The sequence below is a fragment of the Chromobacterium sp. HL1 genome, assembly GCF_057418835.1.
The window spans coordinates 4816559-4835821 of sequence record NZ_CP162399.1 but is presented as its reverse complement, the minus strand read 5'-3'; the positions used below and the strand labels follow the sequence as shown (position 1 = coordinate 4835821).

General features: G+C 64.1%; 18 protein-coding genes. 12 read left to right on the top strand and 6 right to left on the bottom strand.

Annotated features, from left to right (window positions below):
* The first annotated feature begins 35 nt into the window (after window positions 1-35).
* From AB1Z25_RS22185 to AB1Z25_RS22175, 3 genes are all read left to right on the top strand, one after another.
* On the top strand, window positions 36-2015 hold the full coding sequence (locus AB1Z25_RS22185) for a peptidase U32 family protein (protein WP_486636182.1): 1980 nt from the start codon (window positions 36-38) through the stop codon (window positions 2013-2015).
* Window positions 2016-2163: 148 nt separating this feature from the next.
* Complete coding sequence (locus tag AB1Z25_RS22180) at window positions 2164-2571, top strand: YkgJ family cysteine cluster protein (RefSeq protein ID WP_235085579.1); 408 nt, start codon at window positions 2164-2166, stop codon at window positions 2569-2571.
* Window positions 2572-2615: 44 nt separating this feature from the next.
* The gene (locus AB1Z25_RS22175; protein WP_107801322.1) at window positions 2616-3083 is read left to right on the top strand and encodes a DMT family transporter; all 468 of its coding nucleotides are present in this window, start codon (window positions 2616-2618) and stop codon (window positions 3081-3083) included.
* Between the two features lie 73 nt (window positions 3084-3156).
* Here the strand turns inward: AB1Z25_RS22175 and AB1Z25_RS22170 are convergent, their stop codons facing one another.
* Both AB1Z25_RS22170 and AB1Z25_RS22165 read right to left on the bottom strand, forming a co-directional pair.
* The gene (locus tag AB1Z25_RS22170; protein WP_486636181.1) at window positions 3157-3630 is read right to left on the bottom strand and encodes a Spy/CpxP family protein refolding chaperone; all 474 of its coding nucleotides are present in this window, start codon (window positions 3628-3630) and stop codon (window positions 3157-3159) included.
* A gap of 325 nt (window positions 3631-3955) precedes the next feature.
* A complete protein-coding gene (locus AB1Z25_RS22165) occupies window positions 3956-4435 on the bottom strand; it encodes a Spy/CpxP family protein refolding chaperone (protein ID WP_486636180.1) in 480 nt (159 codons plus the stop codon).
* 229 nt (window positions 4436-4664) lie between these two features.
* On the opposite strand from AB1Z25_RS22165, the gene AB1Z25_RS22160 reads away from it, so the two are divergent.
* From AB1Z25_RS22160 to gstA, 4 genes are all read left to right on the top strand, one after another.
* Window positions 4665-6935: a TerB family tellurite resistance protein gene (locus AB1Z25_RS22160; protein WP_227105877.1), complete on the top strand. Its 2271-nt coding sequence runs from the start codon at window positions 4665-4667 to the stop codon at window positions 6933-6935.
* 64 nt (window positions 6936-6999) lie between these two features.
* Window positions 7000-7284: a VF530 family protein gene (locus tag AB1Z25_RS22155; RefSeq protein WP_107801319.1), complete on the top strand. Its 285-nt coding sequence runs from the start codon at window positions 7000-7002 to the stop codon at window positions 7282-7284.
* A gap of 82 nt (window positions 7285-7366) precedes the next feature.
* Window positions 7367-7936 (top strand): DUF4337 domain-containing protein, encoded by a 570-nt coding sequence (locus AB1Z25_RS22150; RefSeq protein ID WP_253314749.1) that lies wholly within the window; start codon window positions 7367-7369, stop codon window positions 7934-7936.
* 121 nt (window positions 7937-8057) lie between these two features.
* Window positions 8058-8669, top strand: a complete 612-nt coding sequence (gene gstA / locus AB1Z25_RS22145; protein WP_107801317.1) for a glutathione transferase GstA — start codon at window positions 8058-8060, stop codon at window positions 8667-8669.
* Window positions 8670-8752: 83 nt separating this feature from the next.
* Here the strand turns inward: gstA and AB1Z25_RS22140 are convergent, their stop codons facing one another.
* Entirely contained in the window at window positions 8753-9292 is a 540-nt protein-coding gene (locus AB1Z25_RS22140) for an NAD(P)H-dependent oxidoreductase (RefSeq protein WP_486636179.1), read from the bottom strand.
* A gap of 103 nt (window positions 9293-9395) precedes the next feature.
* Between AB1Z25_RS22140 and AB1Z25_RS22135 the strand changes: the two genes are divergently transcribed.
* The 5 genes from AB1Z25_RS22135 (at window position 9396) to AB1Z25_RS22115 (ending at window position 13975) form a co-directional block, all read left to right on the top strand.
* Window positions 9396-9719 carry a winged helix-turn-helix transcriptional regulator gene (locus AB1Z25_RS22135; RefSeq protein ID WP_486636178.1) on the top strand — a complete coding sequence of 108 codons (324 nt, stop codon included), beginning with the start codon at window positions 9396-9398 and terminating at the stop codon, window positions 9717-9719.
* A gap of 34 nt (window positions 9720-9753) precedes the next feature.
* Window positions 9754-11661 carry a bifunctional 2',3'-cyclic-nucleotide 2'-phosphodiesterase/3'-nucleotidase gene (locus tag AB1Z25_RS22130; RefSeq protein WP_486636177.1) on the top strand — a complete coding sequence of 636 codons (1908 nt, stop codon included), beginning with the start codon at window positions 9754-9756 and terminating at the stop codon, window positions 11659-11661.
* A gap of 187 nt (window positions 11662-11848) precedes the next feature.
* Window positions 11849-12187 carry a nucleotide pyrophosphohydrolase gene (locus AB1Z25_RS22125; RefSeq protein ID WP_107801313.1) on the top strand — a complete coding sequence of 113 codons (339 nt, stop codon included), beginning with the start codon at window positions 11849-11851 and terminating at the stop codon, window positions 12185-12187.
* A gap of 98 nt (window positions 12188-12285) precedes the next feature.
* Complete coding sequence (locus tag AB1Z25_RS22120; RefSeq protein ID WP_486636176.1) at window positions 12286-13014, top strand: NAD-dependent protein deacylase; 729 nt, start codon at window positions 12286-12288, stop codon at window positions 13012-13014.
* A gap of 157 nt (window positions 13015-13171) precedes the next feature.
* Window positions 13172-13975, top strand: a complete 804-nt coding sequence (locus AB1Z25_RS22115) for a mechanosensitive ion channel family protein (protein ID WP_107801311.1) — start codon at window positions 13172-13174, stop codon at window positions 13973-13975.
* 64 nt (window positions 13976-14039) lie between these two features.
* Here AB1Z25_RS22115 and AB1Z25_RS22110 read toward each other — a convergent pair whose 3' ends face one another.
* The 3 genes from AB1Z25_RS22110 to AB1Z25_RS22100 all read right to left on the bottom strand — a co-directional run bounded on the left by AB1Z25_RS22110 (window position 14040) and on the right by AB1Z25_RS22100 (window position 19030).
* Entirely contained in the window at window positions 14040-14573 is a 534-nt protein-coding gene (locus AB1Z25_RS22110) for a DUF2059 domain-containing protein (protein WP_486636175.1), read from the bottom strand.
* Window positions 14574-14647: 74 nt separating this feature from the next.
* Complete coding sequence (locus AB1Z25_RS22105; protein WP_486636174.1) at window positions 14648-15199, bottom strand: hypothetical protein; 552 nt, start codon at window positions 15197-15199, stop codon at window positions 14648-14650.
* Between the two features lie 354 nt (window positions 15200-15553).
* Window positions 15554-19030: an indolepyruvate ferredoxin oxidoreductase family protein gene (locus tag AB1Z25_RS22100; protein WP_107801308.1), complete on the bottom strand. Its 3477-nt coding sequence runs from the start codon at window positions 19028-19030 to the stop codon at window positions 15554-15556.
* Window positions 19031-19263: the final 233 nt, after the last annotated feature.

Below are 19263 nucleotides of genomic sequence, written 5' to 3'. Positions count from 1 at the left end.
GACGCGGCCACCTATACTAAATGTCAGGAAACGCCATGAGCCTGTTGTCGCACCAGATCGAGTTGCTATCGCCCGCCAAGACCGCCGAAATCGGCCGCGAGGCCATCTTGCACGGCGCCGATGCGGTGTACATCGGCGGGCCCAGCTTCGGCGCGCGCCACAACGCCTGTAATAGCGTGGAGGACATCGCCGGCCTGACCGCGTTCGCCCACCGCTACCACGCGCGCATCTTCGCCACGCTCAACACCATCTTGCACGACGCCGAGCTGGAGCCGGCGCGCAAGCTGATCTGGCAGTTGTACGACGCCGGCGTGGACGCGCTGATCATCCAGGATATGGGCATCCTGGAACTGGACCTGCCGCCTATCCAGCTGCACGCGTCCACCCAATGCGACATCCGCACGCCGGAAAAAGCGCGTTTCCTGTCCGACGCCGGCTTCTCCCAAGTGGTGCTGGCCCGCGAGCTGACCATTCCGCAAATCCGCAAGGCGGCGGACGCGGTGGGCGAAGACGCCACCATCGAATACTTCATCCACGGCGCGCTTTGCGTGGCCTTCTCCGGCCAGTGCTATATCAGCCACGCCGACAACGGCCGCAGCGCCAACCGCGGCGACTGTTCGCAAGCCTGTAGGCTGCCGTACACGCTGACCGACAAGGACGGCGGCGTGGTGGCTTTCGACAAGCATTTGCTGTCGATGAAGGACAACAACCAGAGCGCCAACCTGGAGGCCTTGCTGGACGCCGGTGTGCGTTCCTTGAAGATCGAGGGCCGCTACAAGGACGTGTCCTATGTGAAGAACATCACCGCCCATTACCGGCTGCTGCTGGACGAGATCATCGAGCGGCGGCCGGAGCTGGCGCGCGCCTCCAGCGGCGACAGCGAGATCTTCTTCGCGCCGGACCCGGACAAGACCTTCCACCGCGGCGGCACCGATTACTTCGCCACCGGCCGCAAGATCGACATCGGCGCCTTCGATTCGCCCAAATTCGTCGGCGTCGGCCTGGGCGTGGTCAGCAAGGTGGGCCCGGACTGGCTGGAGATCGCCACCGGCGAAACCATGAGCAACGGCGACGGCATCAACTTCATGAAGAAGCGCGAAGTGGTGGGCGTGCAGGCCAATACCGTGCAGCAAGTGGGCAAGACCGCGGACGGCGAGCTGTTGTGGCGGGTGTTTCCCAACGACGTTTCGGTGCTGGCCGGTCTCAAGCCGGGCGTGGACATCAGCCGCAACCGCGACCACGCCTGGGAACTGGCGCTGCTGAAGAAGTCCGCCGAACGCAAGGTGGGCGTGTGGATGACGCTGAGCGAAAACGCCGAAGGCCTGGAACTGAGCGTTACCGACGAGGACGGCGTCAGCGCCTCCGCCTGTAGCCCGCTGGCGCTGGAGCCGGCCAAGGACGCCGACAAGGCGCTGGCCGGCCTGCGCGACAATCTGGGCAAGCTGGGCAACACCATGTTCGTTGCCCACGATGTAACGCTGCAACTCTCTCAGTCGTGGTTCGCGCCGGCTTCGGCGATCAACGCGCTGCGCCGCGACGCCATCGCCCGGCTGGAGGCCGCGCGCTTGCAGGCCTGGCCGCGCCAGCCGCGCAAGGCGGCGCTGGAGCCGCCGGCGCCGTATCCGGAAAAGACGCTGAGCTATCTGGCCAATGTCTACAACAACCTGGCCTGGCAGTTCTACCGCAAGCACGGGGTGGAGCTCATCGACGCCGCCTACGAAGCGCACGAGGAAGAGGGCGAGGTCAGCCTGATGATCACCAAGCACTGTCTGCGCTTCTCCTTCAATCTGTGTCCGAAGCAGGCCAAGGGCGTGAAGGGCGTGATGGGCCAGGTGCGCGCCGATCCGATGACGCTGAAGTCCGGCAACGAGACCTATACGCTGAAGTTCGAATGCCGGCCCTGCGAGATGCATGTGATGGGCAAGATGAAAAAGCACATCCTGAAGGCGCCGCCGCCGAGCGAGGTGCCCTACACCGCGCCCCTGACCTTCTTCAAGCAGCGTCCGCAGTCTTGAGCGCTGGATTGCCGGCCTGAAACGGCCGGCGAGCCGATTGCGGCGGCGGCGGGGAGGCGCGTAAAATGCGCCTCTTTCCTTTTTTCCTATTTGGAACAATCCTTTAATAAACGATCGCCGGCCACGCCGGCAGCACGGGGAATCAAACGTGGCCGACATCGAGCGCCTGGACACCTGGGTCAAATACAAGAACGGTTTATGCGAGGACTGCATGGGCAGCTGCTGTTCCATGCCGGTGGAAGTGCGGCTGCCCGATCTGGTGCGCATGGGCGTGGTGGACGAGTTCGAGTTGGAAGAGCCGATCAAGAACATCGCCAAGCGCCTGGAAAAGCAGCGGCTGATCCAGCATTTCAATTTCAAGCGCGAGCTGTTCACGCTGGCGCGGCGCGCCAACGGCGATTGCATGCACCTGGATCAGAAGACCCGTTTGTGCACTATCTACGAGCGGCGGCCCAATACTTGCCGCAACCATCCCAAGGTGGGCCCCAAGCCGGGCTTTTGCGCGTATACCCGCAATCCGCAGAAGATCGCCTTCCATCGCAACACCGCGGCGTGAACGCTGTTTCACGTGAAACTCTCCGTTGATTCGACTGGATCGTCATGAACCCCATTTATCCTTTATTCGCTTTCCTCATCGGCGTCGTGGTGCCGCTGCAGGCCGCCATCAACAACCAGCTCAAGGGCGTGCTGGGCAATAGCACGCTGCTGGCGGCGCTGGTGTCGTTCTCCGTGGGCAGCCTGTGTCTGGCCGGCCTGGCCGTCGCCACCGGTCAGAAATGGCAGGATCTGGCGCAGTTGGGCCGGGTAGAGTGGTGGATGTTGCTGGGCGGCGCGATGGGGGCGATGTTCGTGTTCGGCACCACCTTGCTGGCGCCGCGGCTGGGCGTGGCGGCCATGCTGTCCCTGGTGATCGCCGGCCAGGTGTGCGTATCCCTGATGTTCGACCGTTTCGGCTGGCTGGCGATGCCGCTGCGCGAGGTGAACGCGCCTCGGCTGCTGGGCGCGGCGCTGGTGGTGGGCGGGGTGTTGTTGGTCAACTTCGGCGACAAGTGGTTTGGACGCGCTTGAATGATGGGCGCGGAGTCAACACGCTAAAAACGGCAGCCTGAGGCTGCCGTTTTTTTGGGCCGGCGCGCGGCGCTTACTTGGGTTGCGGCTTGGCCATCGGACTCATGCGGCGGCCCATCTGGCCGTGCCATTGGTCCATCACCTTCTGTTGCTCCGGCGTCAGTTGGGCGTAGAAGGTTTTCAGCGCGTCCAGGCGCTTCTGCATCGCGTCCTGATGTTGTTTCATCATGTCCAGCATGCGCTCCATGCGCTGCGGCGCGGTGTCGCCGGTCTGGGGCTTGGGCGGCATCGTCCGTTCGCCCGGCTTCATCGAGGCGGCGAAGGTTTTCCAGGCGGCTTCCTGGTTCGCCTGCAGCTTCAGTTGATCGTGCAGCCCTTGCAGATGGCGCGCGGCCATGGCTTCGCGCTGGGCCGGGTCCATGTGGCGGCCTTTTTCCATCATCGGCATCGGGCTTTGCGTCGGGGCCTCGCCGGCGGCCAGCGCGGAACCGGCAACGCCGGCGGCCAGTAGCGTGGCGATCAGCATGGGCTTGAACAGCTTGGTCATGATTGAAGACTCCTACCGAGGTTGATCATGCCGCCAGTATTGACCACGGATGTCTGGCAAGTGTTGCGGCTAGGGCGGGGCTTGTTATCGAGTGTTAACCGGGCCGGCCGGCTTAGCAGTTTGCAACAATGCGCGGAGAGATGTCGTCGGGGGCCGGCTGCTTAAGGTTCTGTCCTGCCGGCGAGGCGATTAAGCGATGCTTAGAGTCTGTTCAAAGTCTGCTGCGCTTGGTGAGACGCGACCGGCCCATCTGCCGTGGGCGCCTTCCGCTTTCTCAGCCGCAAGGTCTTGCCCCGATCTTGCTCGCGAGGCTTTGAACCGCTTCTTAGTTGTGGGGCTCATTGCCTTGGCCGGCCTGCAGTTTGCGCATCGGCCCCTGGCCTCGGCCGCCCATCAGCGGCGGGCTGTCCTGGTCCATGATTTTTTGCTGCTCGGGCGTGAGCTGGCCGTAGAAGGATTTGAGCGCTTCCAGCCGCTTTTGCAGGTTCAGCAGGTGGCGCTGCGCCATCAGCACGCGCTGCTCCATGCGCTCGGGCGCGGTGGACGCGTTTTCGCAAGGCGGCGGCGGGCCGGGGCGGGTGGCGTTGGCGAAGGCCAGCCAGGCGGCTTCCTGCGCCGGCTGTATCTTGAGCTTGTCGTGCAGCGCTTTCTGGTGCTGGGCGATGAAGGCGTCGCGCTTGGCCGGGTCTATCTTCCACGACCGGCCGGCGAAGTTGCCCATCGGCGGGCATGCGGGCTCCGGCGGCGCGGCCAGAGCGGCGCCGGCGACGAGGCTGGCGAGTATAAAGGGTATCTGCGGTTTCATAGGCGGGCCATTCCATTGATGGCTGCGACGCGGGCGGACGGCATCGGCAGGATCACTCCATTATTCTGGATGGCGACTGTCAATTAAGTATGAGTTGGCCGGGGTCAATTGTTACCAAATGTAAAGCCCGTCCGCAAGCGTTTTGCCTACGGGCTTTTTCCCGACCGGCGCGGGGATTTGAACTAGAGTGAATTGCGGCATTCCCTTATCGTCGCCGGAGCGTTTTCGCATGAGCCTGCCTGACTCTTCATTTCCTTGGTTCTCCGCGCTGGGCGCGGGCGGTTTGAACGGCGCCTTGGTGGAATATTGGATCGATGCCTGGCAGCGTTCCGTGCTGTATTGCGATATTTTGCGCCAGCGCGGCGACACCTATCTGGAGCACGCCGCCTCCGGCCACCCGCCGGTGCTGGTGTTCGACTACGACATCATCGTCGACGGCCGCGAACTGGAACAGCCGGTCAATTACGCCTTGTCGGCCATCCGTCCGCCGGACGGCTGCCCGAAACCGGACCCGGCCAAACGGCCCTTCGTGGTGATAGACCCGCGCGCCGGCCACGGGCCCGGCATAGGCGGTTTCAAGATGGACAGCGAGATCGGCATCGCGCTGCGCCAAGGCCATCCTTGTTATTTCGTGATGTTCTTCCCGGTGCCGGAGCCCAAGCAGACGATTGAATGCGTGTGGCGGGCTGAGAAGATCTTTCTGCAAAAGGTCAATCAACTGCATCCGCACAGTTCCGGCAAGCCCTTCGTCATCGGCAATTGCCAGGGCGGCTGGGCCTTGGCGATGCTGGCGGCCACCGCGCCGGAACTGGTGGGCCCCATTCTGCTGGCCGGTTCGCCCTTGTCCTACTGGGCCGGCGTGGCCGGCAAGAATCCGATGCGTTATTCCGGCGGCCTCTACGGCGGCACCTGGATGGCCTCCCTGGCCGGAGACCTGGGCCACGGCCAGTTCGACGGCGCCCACCTGGTCAGCAATTTCGAGCAGCTGGACCCGGCCAACACCTACTGGAAAAAACCTTACACCCTGTACGCCAAGGTGGACAGCGAGCGCGAACGCTTTCTGGAGTTTGAACGCTGGTGGGGCGGCCACTATCTGCTGAACAAGGCGGAAATGGAGTGGATTGTGCAGAACCTGTTCGTCGGCAACCGGCTGAGCCACGGCGAGGTGACGCTGGAGCAGGGGCGGCAGGCGGTGGATTTGCGCAATATCCGTTCGCCCATCGTGGTGTTCGCCTCCTGGGGCGACAATATCACGCCGCCGCAACAGGCCTTGTTCTGGATCGCGGATCTGTACCACAGCGTGGAGGACATCCGCGTCAATGAGCAGACCATCGTCTATTGCCTGCACGAGCAGGTGGGCCATCTGGGCATTTTCGTGTCCGCCGGCGTGGCCAACAAGGAGCACAGCGAACTGGCCAGCGCGCTGGACCTGATCGACGTGCTGCCGCCCGGCCTGTACGAGGCCATCATCACCGATACCCACCCGGAAATGGCCGGGCTGGAATATCTGCAAGGGCGCTATGTGATCCGCTTCGAGCCGCGCGACATCGACGACATCCTGGCCTTGGGCGACGGCCGCCAGGGCGAGGCCGCCTTCGAAGTGGTGCGTCGGGTGGGCGAGGTCAACCAGCAGTTGTACGACACCTTCGTCTCGCCCTGGCTGCGTTTGTACGGCAATGAGCACACCGCGCGCTGGTGGCGCGAAATGCATCCGTCGCGCCTGGAGCGGCGCTGGTTCTCCAGCCGCAACCCCTGGCTGGCCGGGCTGAGGCAATGGGCGGAGCAAGTGCGCGACGAGCGGCGGCCGGCGGCGGAGGACAATCCCTTCTGGCAATGGCAGCAAAGCTACGCGCGCTTGATGGAGACCGCGCTGGACGGCTGGCGCGACGGCCGCGACGCCTGGCAGGAACTGAGTTTCCGTAGCCTGTTCGAATCGCCGTGGAGCGCGGCGCTGACCGGCTTGAAGCCGCAGCGCGAATACGGAGTGCGCAAGGCGGACGGCAGCTGGGAGCGCAGCGAGATGCTGCGGCTCAAGCGCCAGGAGTTGGAGGCCCATTACGCCGAGGGCGGGCCGGTGGACGGCTTTTTGCGGCTGCTGATCTATGTCGCCATCGGCAACGGCGTGGTGGACGTGAGGCCGTTCAACGCCATCCGCCGGGTGATGCAGGAAACCGCGCTGGGCGAGGATTTGACGCTGGAGCAGTTCAAGCAGGCGGTGCGGCGGCAAACCTGGCTGGTGCGCAACGACGAGAAACGCGCGCTGGCGACGCTGGAGCATTTGCTGCCCACTGAGGAGCAGCGCCAGTTCTCGTTGGAATTGGCCATCCTGTTGTTGCAGGCGGCCGGGCCCATCAGCGGCGAAAAACAACAGCGGCTGGGCCGGCTGGCGCTGGCGATGGGCTTGGCGCAGCGGCACGCCGCTCCCGCCGCGGCCCCAGCGCCCGTCAAGCCCGCGCCCCAGCGCGCGCCGCGGCAACGCAAGCCCAAGCCGGCCGCGTGAGGGTGGCTTTGCGGCGCGGCGGGCGCAAGGTACACTGCGGCCGCCCAAGCCAGAAAACATGATCATGAACGCATCGCAAGCCAAGAACCCCACCCACGGCGTCACGCTGGAACAGATGCTGAACCAGCTGGTCGGCCACTACGGCTGGCCGGAGCTGGGCCGGCGCATCCAGATCCGCTGCTTCAATCACGATCCCAGCGTCAAATCCAGCCTGGCCTTCTTGCGCCGCACCCCGTGGGCGCGCCAGCAGGTGGAAGACTTGTTCGTGGCGCTGAAGACCCGGCCGCAGGCGGCCGCCGGTTCCGGAACGGACTCCCGTCCGCGGCTGTTTTCCAAAAAATCGTCCTGACGATCCATTGTCCCTGTCCACGGTTTGACGCTGTATTGCGTTATGGCGATGGGAACCCCCTATCGTCAGCCGGGAGCGTGAGATGGAACTGGAAATCAGCGTGGAAGCGGAGAAGAAGTACTTGAACAGCCTGGTGGCGCTGACCGTGGTGCTGCTGTCGGTGTTCATGGGACTGGGCAAGCTGAAGGACGACAATATCGTGCAGGCGCGCCAGCTCTTGAAGGCGGACGCCGTGGACGGCTGGTCCGAATACCAATCCAAGAAGATCAAACAGCATCTGGCGGAAAGCAGCCTGCGCCAGGCGCGTTTGCTGGCGCTGGCCAATCCGGCGGCGGCGGCGGCCTTGCGGCCGGAGCAAGCGGCGATTCAAGGCGATATCGCCCGCTATGCGGCGGAGGCGCAGGCTTTGCAGCAGAAAGCCAAGGCCAAGGAGCGGGGCTTCGAGGAGTTGAACGCTCGCCATGAGCTGTTCGACGTCAGCGACGCCGGCCTGTCCATCGCCGTCGCCTGCGCCGCGGTGGCGGCGCTGGCCGCCAATTTCATCCCGCTCTTGTGCGCCTGGGCTTTTGGCGCGCTGGGCGTGTTTTTCTGGCTGGCGGGCTTTGCCGGCTGGAACATCCATCCAGGCTGGATCGTTTCCTTGCTGGGCTGAGCCGCCGAGGCTGCGGCCCTATCGGCGGCAGGGTTGCAACTGTCATCGATTTGGCTCAGGCTGTCCGGGTTTTCCGCAATCCTGCGTTTTGTCCCGAGACATTCTGAACTGGAGAAAAGCGATGAAACTGTATTTTTCCCCCGGCGCCTGCTCGCTGTCCCCGCATATCGTGTTGTTCGCCAGCGGCCTGCCCTTCGACACCGAGAAGGTCAATCTCAAGGTTCAGCCGCATTTGACCGAGGGCGGGGTGGACTTCTCCACCATCAATCCGCGCGGCTATGTGCCGGCCTTGCAGCTGGACAACGGCGAACTGCTGGCCGAGGGCGTGGCCATCGTGCAATACCTGGCGGATCAGGTGCCGGCCAAGCAGTTGGCGCCGGCCAACGGCACGCTGGAGCGCTACCGGCTGCAAGAGTGGCTGAACTATATCTCCACCGAGGTGCACAAGGGCTTCTCGCCGCTGTTCTATCCCAATAGCGACGAACTCAAGCAGCAGGCCTGGGACAAGCTGACCCGCCGCCTGGGACTGGCGGAACAGCAGCTGGCGAAAACGCCCTATCTGCTGGGCGAACGTTTCAGCGTGGCCGACGCCTATCTGTTCACCTGCCTGAACTGGGCGCAGTTCGTCCAGCGCTCGCTGGGCGATTTCCCGGCGCTGATCGATTTCCAGAAACGCGTGGCGGCGCTGCCCTTTGTGCAGCAGGCCTTGAAGGCGGAAGGCTTGCTGGAATAATTCCAACTGGAACAGGAATACGTTCTCCGTTCCAGACAAGATCATGCCCGGCTTCGGCCGGGCATTTTTCATGGCGAGTGGATTTATACCGCCTCGGCCTGCAGGTGCCGCAGATACGCGTCCGCGCTGGCCTCGATCTCGGCGTCGCTCAGATCGTGCTCGGCGCCGTGCAGCGTGAAGCCGGGCAGCCATTCGGCGCGGAGGTAGCGGCAGGTCAGCTCGAACGGCCGCAGCACTTCCTCCATCCGGTACAGATAGCGGCCGTCGGGCGCGAAGTCCCGCTCGCGTATGCCGGTGGACACCGCCACGCTGATGCGCTTGTCCCGCATGCGCCAGTCTTCCGGCCATGCGCCGATGGCGAAGCCCTCGTCCAGCACCTGGTCCTGCCAGGTTTTCAACAGAGGCGGCGAACTGAACCAGTACAGCGGGAATTGCAGCACGATGCGTTGGTGGCGGTTCAGCAGCGCCTGTTCGCGCGCCACGTCGATCTTGCCGTCCGGGTAGGCCTGATAGAGCGAGTGCACGGTGTAGCGCTCCGGGTGCCGGCATAACGCGGCCATCCAGCGGCGGTTGATTCGGGATTGTTCCAGATCGGGGTGGGCAACGATGATCAGGGTTTTCATGGCGCTTCCTGTAAAATGGGAGAGGGCATGCTAACAACGGATCAAGTTGTTGATAAGTATGCACTTTTTTGTTTCATAAGCACCAAGAGGTAACTGTGCCCGCATGAGCGAACTGAATTTCCCCATCGACGCCACCGTGCGGCTGGTGGGCGGCAAATGGAAATGCGCGATCCTCTGCCATTTGTCCGAGGACAGCCGGCGCACCGGCGAACTGCGCCGCTTGCTGGGCGGGGTGTCGCAGAAAGTGTTGACCGAGCAACTGCGCGAACTGGAGCGCGACGGCCTGATCGCGCGCACGGTTTACGCTGAAGTGCCGCCGCGGGTGGATTACCGGCTGACCGAGCTGGGCGGCACGCTGCGGCCGGTGATAGACGCGATGTGCGCCTGGGGCGCTTTCTATCTGGAGCGGCCGACGGCGGGCGTATAATGCGGGCGCGATAAAACCAGAAAAAGGCTGTCCCGTGAAACTTGCGCCTCTCCTCCTCACCTCCCTGTTGGCCGCGATGGCCGTGAACGCTTGGGCCGCCCCGCTGAAGCTGCGGGTGCTGGAAACCTCCGACGTGCACATGAACCTGCTGGATTACGATTACTACCAGGACAAGCCGACGCAGGACTTCGGCCTGGCGCGCGCGGCGACGCTGATCCGCGCGGCGCGGCAAGAGGCGCGCAACAGCCTGCTGATAGACAACGGCGATCTGTTGCAAGGCAATCCGCTGGGCGATCTGGTGGCCAAGGTTCAGCCGCTGCGCGCCGGCGAGGTTCATCCCGCCTACAAAGTGCTCAACTGGCTGGGTTACGACGCCGGCAATATCGGCAACCACGAGTTCAATTACGGCTTGCCCTTTCTGGGTCAGGCACTGAAGACGGCGGCCTTTCCCTATGTCAACGCCAATGTGGTGGACGCCAAGACCGGCCGGCCGTATTTCCAGCCCTATGTGTTGCTCAAGCGGGAGTTCAAGGACGAGGACGGCCAGCCGCAGACGCTGAACATCGGCGTGATCGGCTTTGTGCCGCCGCAGATCATGCAGTGGGACAAGGCCAATCTGCAGGGCAAGGTGGAGGTGAGGGACATCGTCGACACCGCGCGCCTTTATCTGCCCGAACTCAAGCAGAAGGGCGCCGACATCGTGATTGCGGTGCCGCATTCCGGTTTCGAAAAAGGCGAGAGCGCGCGCTTCGCCGAGAACTCGGTGGCCGGCCTGGCCGAGGTGGCCGGCATCGACGCCATCTTGTTTGGCCACGCCCACGCGGAATTCCCGTCTTCCGCCTTCGCCGGCTATCCCAAGGTGGACCTGGCCGCCGGCACCATCAACGGCGTGCCGGCGGTGATGCCGGGACGCTGGGGCGATCATATCGGCGTGGTGGACCTGGTGCTGGAGCGGGGCGACGGCGGCTGGAAAGTCAGCGGCAAACAGGCCGGCCTGCGCGCCGTCTACGACAAGCAGGCCAAGCGATCGCTGGCGGCCGCCGAGCCTAAGGTGGCCGAGCTGATCGCCGCCGAACACCGCCGGACGCTGGACTATGTGCGCGGCAAGGTGGCGGAAACCCGCGCGCCGATTTACAGCTACTTCGCCCAGGCGGCGGACGACCCCTCGGTGCAGATCGTGGCCGAGGCCCAGGCCTGGTATGTGAAGAACGCGATCAAGGGCACCGAGTACGAAGGCTTGCCGGTGCTGTCCGCCGCCGCGCCGTTCAAGGCCGGCGGCCGCCAGGGCTGGAATTACTACACCGAAATCCCGGCCGGTCCGCTGGCGATCCGCAATCTGGCCGATCTCTACATCTATCCCAATACGCTGAAGGCGGTGAAGGTCAGCGGCCGCGAAGTGCGCGAGTGGCTGGAGATGTCGGCCGGGCAGTTCCTGCGCATCGATCCCAAGGGCCCCAAGACCCAGCCGCTGCTGAACCCGGAATTCCGCTCTTACAACTTCGACAGCATCGCCGGCGTCAGCTATGAGATCGACGTCAGCCGGCCGGCGCGCTACGACGCCGACGGCAAGCTGGCGGCGCCGGACAGCCATCGCATCGTCAAGCTGAGCTATCAGGGCAAGCCGATAGACGAGAACGCCGGTTTCCTGGTGGCTACCAACAACTACCGTGCCTCCGGCGGCGGCCACTTCCCCGGCATAGACGCCAGCCGCGTGGTGGTGGATTCTCCGGACGAAAACCGCGCGGCAGTGGCCGCCTATCTGGCCGAGCGCAAGGTGGTGGACCCGGCGGCCAAGCCGGCCTGGCGCATCCTGCCGGTGGCCGGCGTCGCTATGCGCTTTGACACCGGCGCCGGCGCGTTGCGCTATCTGGCGCGCCAGCCGCAGTTCCGCCTGGCGGCGGAGCATGGCGACGGTTCGGTGAGCCTGGAATTGGCGGAATAAGAGAAAGGTTTAAGAACCTGTTCAAAGTCTGCTGAGACGTGGCACGGTTGAGTACAACTTCGAAATACTCATGTACCGTATGTACACTCTGCTTTCTCAGCCGCAACGCCCTGTCTCGCTCGCGAGCTTTTGAACAGGCTCTGAGGCGGCAAGCGCCTGATGTTCCATGTGAAACCCGGATTGAACGATGACCGAAGCCCTGATTGCTACTGAAAAACTCACCGCCGCATTGCAGCGTTTTGCCGATGAACGCGACTGGAACCGCTACCACACGCCGCGCGGCCTGATGCTGGCGCTGGTGGGCGAGGTGGGCGAACTGGCGGAAATCTTCCAATGGCTGAGCGACGAGGAAGCCGCCGCGCTGCGCGACGATCCGGCGCGCTTCACCCATCTGCAGGAGGAAATCGCCGATGTGCTGCTCTACCTGACGCGGCTGGCGATGGTGACGGGAGTGGACCTGGACGCGGCGGTACGCGACAAAATGGCCAAGAACGCCGTCAAATACCCTGTGCCAACGGCCGGCTGAGCGTATGGCATGAAAACGGCTAAGCTGAGGCCACGGTACGCGAGTGCATGACGCGGCCAGCTTCTATAGTGGATTCAATCAATAGCTGGAATGCATAGATGTCCGAGCAAGTCCACCGCCTGCGCCAGATGCTGGAGCAGGCGGAAACCATTGTGGCGCTGACCGGCGCCGGCATGAGCACCGAATCCGGCATCCCGGATTTCCGCTCCGCCAACGGCCTGTGGTCGCGCAGCATGAGCCTGGCCGAAGTGGTGTCCATCGATTATTTTCGTCGCGATCCGGAGGCGTTCTGGCAGGCGTTTCGCGAGATCTTCCGCATCAAGTTGATTGGCGATTACCGGCCCAACGCCGGCCACCAGTTTCTGGCGGAATTGGAGCAGCAGGGCAAGCGGGTGACAGTGCTGACTCAGAACATAGACGGCCTGCACGCGCGCGCCGGCAGCGGCCAGGTGTTGGAATTGCACGGCAGCTTGCTGACCGCCAGCTGCCCCAGCTGCGACACCACTCACGCGCTGGACTACGTGCTGCATCACCCGCTGCCGGTCTGCCGGCTGTGTCACGACGTGCTCAAGCCCGACGTGGTGCTGTACGGGGAGGCGGTGCCCTTGATCGAGCTGGCCTTCGACGCCGCCTTGCAGGCGGACCTGCTGCTGGTGATGGGCTCGTCGTTGGAGGTGTCGCCGGTCAATCTGATCCCGCTGGAGGCGGCGCAGGCCGGCGTGGCCACCGCCTTGATCAATTACACGCCCACGCGCATGGACCACGCTTTCGACCTGCGCATTCTGGGCGGCATCGGGGAGACCTGCCGCGCCTTGTCCGACGCTTGAGAGGCGGCGCAGGGCCCGCCGCGCGTCGGCTCGCGGGACTTTGAACCGGCGCTAAAAAACGACGAGGCGGTTTCGCATTTAAAATTCATTTGGTATTTCTGTGGCAAACTCCTATCTTTAAACATGTTGCAAAACCGTTCAAAAGGGGAATTTACAAATGGATGCCATTAACTGGACTCACTGGACCGATCTGGCGGTGAAGATCGGCCTCAATATCTTGTCGGCCATCTTGCTGTGGCTGGTGGGCCGCTGGCTGATCAATTTCGCCACCCGGCTGCTGGACGCCAAGCTGGCCAGCAAGTCGCTGGACCACACCATCCGCCAGTACGTGAAGTCCTTCCTGGACGTGACGCTGACCATTGTGCTGGTGATCGGCATCCTCGGTTTCTTCGGGGTGCAGACCACCACCTTCGCCGCGGTGATCGCCGCCGCCGGCGTGGCGGTGGGCATGGCCTGGAGCGGACTGCTGGCCAATTTCGCCGCCGGCATCTTCCTGGTGGTGTTGCGGCCGTTCAAAGTGGGCGATCTGGTGGGCGTGGCCGGCGTGATCGGCACGGTCAAGCATATCGGCTTGTTCGCCACCGCGGTGGACACGCCGGACGGGGTGCTGACCCTGATCGGCAATAACAAGATCTTCTCCGACACCATCCAGAACTTCAGCGTCAACGAACAGCGGCGGGTGGATTTGAAAGCCCAGTTGGCCGCCAGCGCCGATCACGCCGCGGCGATGAGCTTGCTGCGGGAGACGGTGGCCAAGGTGCCCAATGTGCTGGCCAGCCCGGCGCCGGACATCGGCCTGCTGGAGTTCACGCCCTTGGGACCGGTGTTGGCGGTGCGGCCTTATTGCAAGCCGCAGGATTACTGGCAGGTGTATTTCGACAGCAACCGCGTGATTCGCGAGACCCTGGCCGCCGGCGGCTTCCCGGCGCCGGAGCAGGCGATGGTGGTGCGTCAGAGCTGAGCGCCGCGGGCGCTGGACAACAATAACGGGGCCGCTGGCCCCGTTTTGCTGCGTGTTGGCCGGTTTAGCGGACGTCGTTCCGCCGCGCGAACTCGTCCATCTGCTGCTTGAGCTCGGGCATCAAGCGCTGGCCGATGTCCTTCATCAGCACCGGACCGATTTCCGCCGTGATCTTGGGCATCAGCCGCAGCATCTTGCTGCCGGTGGGGGTCTGATAGAAAGCGCTCATCTCGCGGATCTCGGCGACGCTGAAATTCTTGCTCAGCGCCTGGACCTGCACTTCGTTCATCAATTTGCGGGTTTCGGGGGATTGGAAATAGGCTTGCTGGGTTTTCATCACCTGCTGCAGAAAAGCGCCGACCTTGCTTTTGCAGTCCGGCGTTTCCGCGCAGTTTGGCAGGTTTTGCCACAGCTGCTGCTCCATTTGCTGCTGCATGGAGGCTTCCATCTGCTGCATCGTTTGCGCGATGATCTCGTCGTAACGCATCGCCCGCAGCAGGGCTTTGGCGGCGGCGACGCTGTCTTCGGCGGCGAACGCCGGGCCGGCGTGGAACAGCGCGGCGCACAGGCCGGCGGCGAGAAGGGGCCTAAGGCGCATGGTCGTTTCTCTTGTTGGAATAAACGACCATGCTGATGGCTTAGAAGGTTGGCGTCAATTGAGTGGGGTCTTGCTCAAGAGGCCGGCGGGAAATCTCCCAGGTCCTCGCAGCGCTCCACCAGCAGGCTGTCCGGGCTGGCGTTGGGGATGTAGACCTGGTTGACCGGCGAGGGCGGATAGTTGGCGTCCGGCGCGCAATCGGCGCTCTGGCCCGGGCCCACCGCCACCTGGGCGCCCACTTTCAATTGGCAGCGCACCATGCGGTTGAGCTGGCTCCAGCTTGGGCAGATGGCGTTGGCGGCGCGGTAGGCGGCCACCGGCCCTTGCGGCTGGCTGAACGACCACCAGCGGCCCAGCCGCGAATTGGCCTTGGCGCTGTCGTACACGCGGTAGACCGTCACGGTTTGATCCGCCGGCTCCTGGCGCCGCACCTGGCCGGCGCACAGGCCGCCTTTGCCGGGCTGGCCCAATGCGCTGTTCAGCAGATCGGGATTGTCCACCGCGGCCATGCCGGGCAGGGCTGGCTGGGTCAGGCCGGCGCAGCGGTCGCTGCCGGGCGTGGACGCGCAGCCCAATAGCAGCGCGCAGGCGGAGGCGAGCAGCCAGTGGCGAGGGGTCAGGAGCATGGGCGAGTTTCCTTATTGGGTTGTTTGAGTTTTGAGGTGGCAGCTATGCGCCACCTACAATACTAGAAAATGATATTGGCATTTTCAATTCAAAGAAGGTGTCTCTGGCAGAAAGAATGGGTAAAAAAAGGGCGTCGACCTTGGTCGACGCCCGCAAGCTGTAGGAACACTCGGGTACTACGTTTACAGCAACTTCAATCTGTTCAACTTAGAACCTATTTACGATCTCGCGAGCCAGGGCGAGACAAGGCGAAAACGAGTGAAAAAGCGGAATGTACACGTGGTACACGAGCATTTTGAGCTTGTACTCACCGTGCAACGCTCCACGAAGCGCAGCAGATCCTAAACAGGTTCTTAGGCCACCTGGCGGTTTTTGCCCCCCGGCTTCAACTCGCTCAGCAGCTGCGTTTGTTTGCTCTTGGCCTGCTGGTAGTTGCGCTCCTTGATGTGGCCGAAACCGCGCACGCCTTCCCAGGTTTTCACCAGCTCCACCGCGCGCGGCAGCGCGTCCAGCGTCAGACCGCCCAGCAAGGCGTCCACCTGTTGCTCGAACTCGCCGATCAGCCGGCGCTCCAGCTTGCGGTCGGCCTGCCAAGCGAACGGGTCCAGCAGGGTGCCGCGCAGGAAGCGCAGCTTGGCCAGCCACTTCATGCCGGTCAGCAGCCAGGGGCCGAAAGCCACTTTGCGCGGCTGGCCGCCGGTGATCCAGCCGGCGCCGATGTGGAAGCGCAGCTGGTAATCGCCGTCGAACTGCTGCGCCAGCTCGCGCTGGAAGCCGCCGTCGGTGTACAGCCGGGCCACTTCGAACTCGTCCTTGTAGGCCAGCACATGGTAGTAGTTCTTGGCCACCGCCAGCGTCAGCGCGCTGCTGGCCGGGTTCAGCGCTTCCTCGGCCTGGCGCACGCGGCCGACCAGCGCCTTGTAGCGTTCGGCCAGCGCCGCGTTCTGGTAGGCGGTCAGCGCGCTGGCGCGATGGTGCAGCACCGCGTCCGGCGTTTCACGTGGAACGAAGGCCACCACCGCCGACGGGCTGACCAGCGCTTCGATGCGCGCCGGATCATGGGCGGCGTGGCGGCCCCAGCTGAAGGCGTCCTGATTGAACTTGACCGCGGCGCCGTTCAGGCGCACCGCCTCCATGATGGCTTCCAGCGTCACCGGCACCAAACCCTTTTGCCAGGCGTAGCCCAGCATGAACATATTGCTGGCGATGGCGTCGCCCAGCAGCGAGGTGGCCAGCCGGGTGGCGTTGACCTCGCTGTAGCGGCCGGCGCCCACCGATTCGACGACGGCGTCCTTCATCGCCTTGCTGGGGAAGCGCACGTCCGGGTTTTTCAGGAAGGCGCTGGTCGGCGATTCGTAGTTGTTGACGATGGCGTGGCTGAAGCCGTCGCGCATCTTGGCCAGCGCCTCCTCGGCGGCGGTGACCACCAGATCGCAGCCCAGCACCAGGTTGGCGTCGCCGGCGGCGATGCGCACCGCGTGCAGCTTGTCCTGGCTATCGGCGATGCGCACATGCGACCACACCGAACCGCCTTTCTGCGCCAGACCGGCCATGTCCAGCACGGTGACGCCCTTGCGGTCCAGATAGGCGGCCATGCCCAGCACCTGGCCTATGGTGACCACGCCGGTGCCGCCGACGCCGGTGACCATGATGCTGAACGGTTCGTGGAGTTGCGGAATCGTCGGCTCCGGCAGCGCCGGCATCGCGCCCAGGCTGGCGCTGCTGCCGGCGGATTTTTTCAGCTGGCCGCCTTCCACGGTGACGAAGCTGGGGCAGAAGCCCTCTACGCAGGAGTAGTCCTTATTGCAGCTGGACTGGTCGATCTTGCGTTTGCGGCCCAGCGGGGTTTCCACCGGCAACACCGACAGACAGCCGGATTTCTGGCCGCAATCGCCGCAGCCTTCGCAGACCTGCTGGTTGATGAAGGCGCGCTTGGCCGGGTCGGGGTAGTCGCCGCGTTTGCGGCGGCGGCGCTTCTCGGCGGCGCAGGTCTGATCGTGGATCAGAATGGTGGTGCCTTCGACTTCGCGCAGCTCTTTTTGCAGCCGGTCCAGTTCGCGGCGGTGGAAGACTTCCACGCCGGCCGCCAGGCCCTGGACGTTTTGGTATTTGTCCGGATCGTCGCTGGTGATCACGATGCGCTTGATGCCCTCGGCCGCCAGCTGGCGGGTGATCATGGGCACGTCCAGATAGCCGTCCACGTGCTGGCCGCCGGTCATCGCCACCGCGTCGTTGTACAGGATCTTGTAGGTGATGTTGACCTTGGCGGCCACGGCGGCGCGGATGGCCAGCAGGCCGGAGTGGAAGTAGGTGCCGTCGCCCAGATTGGTGAAAATGTGCTTGGTGTGGGTGAACGGCGCCTGGCCCACCCAGGTGATGCCTTCGCCGCCCATCTGGGTGAAGGTCTTGGTGCTGTCGGCCTGAATCCAGTGCGCCATATAGTGGCAGCCGATGCCGGCGACGGCGCGGCTGCCTTCCGGCACCTTGGTGCTGGTGTTGTGCGGACAGCCGGAGCAGTAGTGGGGCACGCGGGCGATGGACTCGCGCGGTTTGACCAGCTGGGCTTCCTTGTCGTCGTAGAACTTCAGCCTGTCGTGGATGATGGGGCTGTCGAAGATCAGCGCCAGCCGGCCGGCGATGGCGCGGGCGATCATCGCCGGGGTCAGCTCGCCGGCGGCCGGCAGCAGCCAGTCGCCGTGCGGCAGCGCCCATTCGCCTTTTTCGGCGAACTTGCCCACCACGCGCGGGCGCACGTCGTCGCGCCAGTTGTACAGCTGCTCTTTCAACTGGTATTCGATGATCTGGCGTTTTTCCTCCACCACCAGGATCTCTTCCAGGCCTTCTGCAAACTGGCGCACGCCTTCCGGCTCCAGCGGCCAGACCATGCCCACCTTGAAGATGCGCAGGCCGATGTCGGCGGCCAGCGCCTCGTCTATGCCCAGATCGTCCAGCGCCTGCATCACGTCCAGATAGCTTTTGCCACAGGTGATGATGCCCAGTCGCGGCTTGGGGGAATCCAGCGTGATGTGGTTCAGCTTGTTTGCGCGGGCATAGGCCAGCGCCGCGTACAGGCGGTGGTGCAGCACGCGTTTTTCCTGCGCCAGCGGCGCGTCTGGCCAGCGGATGTTGAGGCCGTCCTCGGGCAAGGGGAAGTCTTCCGGAATCTTGAATTGCAGCCGTTCCGGGGAGATGTCGACGATGGCGGAGCTTTCAATGGTGTCGGAGATCGCCTTGATCGATACCCAACAGCCGGAATAGCGGCTCATCGCCCAGCCGTGCAGGCCGTAGTCCAGGATTTCCTGCACCCCGGACGGGCTGAGCACCGGAATCATGCTGGCGGCGAGGATGTGGTCGGATTGATGCGGGAAGGTGGACGACTTGGCCGCGTGGTCGTCGCCGGCTACCAGCAGCACGCCGCCGTGGCGGCTGGTGCCGGCGGCGTTGCCGTGCTTGAGCACGTCGCCGGAGCGGTCCACGCCCGGGCCCTTGCCGTACCACAGCGCGTAGACGCCGTCGTATTTGGGGCCGTCGAACATATTCACCTGCTGGGTGCCCCAGACCGCGGTGGCGGCCAGGTCCTCGTTGAGGCCGGGGTGGAACACCACATTGTGTTCCTTCAGGTATTTGCCGGCCTTCTGCATGGTCTGGTCGACGTTGCCCAGCGGAGAGCCGCGGTAGCCGGTGACGTAGCCGGCGGTATTGAGCCCAGCGGCGCGGTCCAGTTGTTGTTGCAGCATGGGCAGGCGCACCAGCGCCTGAATCCCGGTCATCAGCACCTGGCCGGTGGGGGCCGTGTATTTTTCTTCCAGGTCTGCGTGGCGGATCGACATGGTTTCTCCTCCTGTCATTCTCGGGCGCGTCCGCCGCGCGGCGGACGTCCCATCGCTTGTGGCGATGGGGCCGGCCTGCGCCTTGTGGGCGCGTTCGGCCGGCCTTCTCCTTAAGTTTTAGACCCGCTGGCCCGGTGTCACCGCCCTTATGAGAGCCTGTTTCAAGTTTCGCGCGTTGAGCGCGGCAGACATTGAACAGGTTCTATGCAAGGGCGGCGGCCCGGTGTGTCTGC

Excerpts from the sequence above, each read along its gene's own strand:
- AB1Z25_RS22105 (WP_486636174.1), bottom strand. The coding sequence starts at position 15,199 with ATGCTCCTGACCCCTCGCCACTGGCTGCTCGCCTCCGCCTGCGCGCTG.
- AB1Z25_RS22185 (WP_486636182.1), top strand. The coding sequence starts at position 36 with ATGAGCCTGTTGTCGCACCAGATCGAGTTGCTATCGCCCGCCAAGACC.
- AB1Z25_RS22140 (WP_486636179.1), bottom strand. The coding sequence starts at position 9,292 with ATGAAAACCCTGATCATCGTTGCCCACCCCGATCTGGAACAATCCCGA.
- AB1Z25_RS22135 (WP_486636178.1), top strand. The coding sequence starts at position 9,396 with ATGAGCGAACTGAATTTCCCCATCGACGCCACCGTGCGGCTGGTGGGC.
- AB1Z25_RS22155 (WP_107801319.1), top strand. The coding sequence starts at position 7,000 with ATGAACGCATCGCAAGCCAAGAACCCCACCCACGGCGTCACGCTGGAA.
- AB1Z25_RS22160 (WP_227105877.1), top strand. The coding sequence starts at position 4,665 with ATGAGCCTGCCTGACTCTTCATTTCCTTGGTTCTCCGCGCTGGGCGCG.
- AB1Z25_RS22100 (WP_107801308.1), bottom strand. The coding sequence starts at position 19,030 with ATGTCGATCCGCCACGCAGACCTGGAAGAAAAATACACGGCCCCCACC.
- AB1Z25_RS22115 (WP_107801311.1), top strand. The coding sequence starts at position 13,172 with ATGGATGCCATTAACTGGACTCACTGGACCGATCTGGCGGTGAAGATC.
- AB1Z25_RS22120 (WP_486636176.1), top strand. The coding sequence starts at position 12,286 with ATGTCCGAGCAAGTCCACCGCCTGCGCCAGATGCTGGAGCAGGCGGAA.
- AB1Z25_RS22150 (WP_253314749.1), top strand. The coding sequence starts at position 7,367 with ATGGAACTGGAAATCAGCGTGGAAGCGGAGAAGAAGTACTTGAACAGC.
- AB1Z25_RS22165 (WP_486636180.1), bottom strand. The coding sequence starts at position 4,435 with ATGAAACCGCAGATACCCTTTATACTCGCCAGCCTCGTCGCCGGCGCC.
- AB1Z25_RS22175 (WP_107801322.1), top strand. The coding sequence starts at position 2,616 with ATGAACCCCATTTATCCTTTATTCGCTTTCCTCATCGGCGTCGTGGTG.
- gstA (WP_107801317.1), top strand. The coding sequence starts at position 8,058 with ATGAAACTGTATTTTTCCCCCGGCGCCTGCTCGCTGTCCCCGCATATC.
- AB1Z25_RS22125 (WP_107801313.1), top strand. The coding sequence starts at position 11,849 with ATGACCGAAGCCCTGATTGCTACTGAAAAACTCACCGCCGCATTGCAG.
- AB1Z25_RS22110 (WP_486636175.1), bottom strand. The coding sequence starts at position 14,573 with ATGCGCCTTAGGCCCCTTCTCGCCGCCGGCCTGTGCGCCGCGCTGTTC.
- AB1Z25_RS22170 (WP_486636181.1), bottom strand. The coding sequence starts at position 3,630 with ATGACCAAGCTGTTCAAGCCCATGCTGATCGCCACGCTACTGGCCGCC.